At 57.5% G+C, this 610-nt stretch carries 1 protein-coding gene; it reads right to left on the reverse strand.

Annotated elements, in window-relative coordinates:
• Positions 1-158: 158 nt before the first annotated feature.
• On the reverse strand, positions 159-610 hold a 452-nt coding region (locus AC1RPJ_RS07710), incomplete at its 5' end, for a hypothetical protein (protein ID WP_481762833.1).

A 610-nucleotide genomic window follows, 5' to 3' on the forward strand; every position in this document is an offset into this window, starting at 1 on the left:
CGGGTAGCGCCCACCACGATAGGGCTACCACATGACGCGTATACAGAGGGGCGCTGCTTACGTGCCTTGCGCGGGAGTACCGGACGCGTCGTGAATTTACGGCTCATGAACTTCTCCTTGCTTGATGTGATTGTACGCATGGTACAGGACGTGGCCATCTACGTCAAGCTCGTTACGTCACGCGGTACCATCATCTCGGAACCGCGAATCAATTGCAGAACATCGGAGGCGGTGAGTTCCAACTCCTGAGCCGTTATCCCGTCTTCGATCAGGAGCGTGTGGTTCTTCAGGCCGTTGACCAGACGTAGCGTTACCAGCTTTTTCTTGGACGCGGGCGCGGCGTCGGCCACCACTTCGAGACCGGTGCCGTTGCATTCCCTGACCGCCTTCAGGCCGTCGATCTTAACGTGGACCTTGCGTGCCTCATCGATCTTGACCACGGTTCCGAATTTCGCACGACCCTTGAGCACCACGAGTTTTACACGGGCCCGGTTCTCGATAGGTTTGCCATTTGCGTCAACGACAGGACGCGGACGCTTTTTCTTTGCGCGTGATTTCGTGTTCACCACGTCGGGCAGCAGGGGACTGCGCGAACCGGTTTTGATCTTGC

The organism is Dellaglioa sp. CoH-57-MRSF-17 (genome assembly GCF_056782015.1).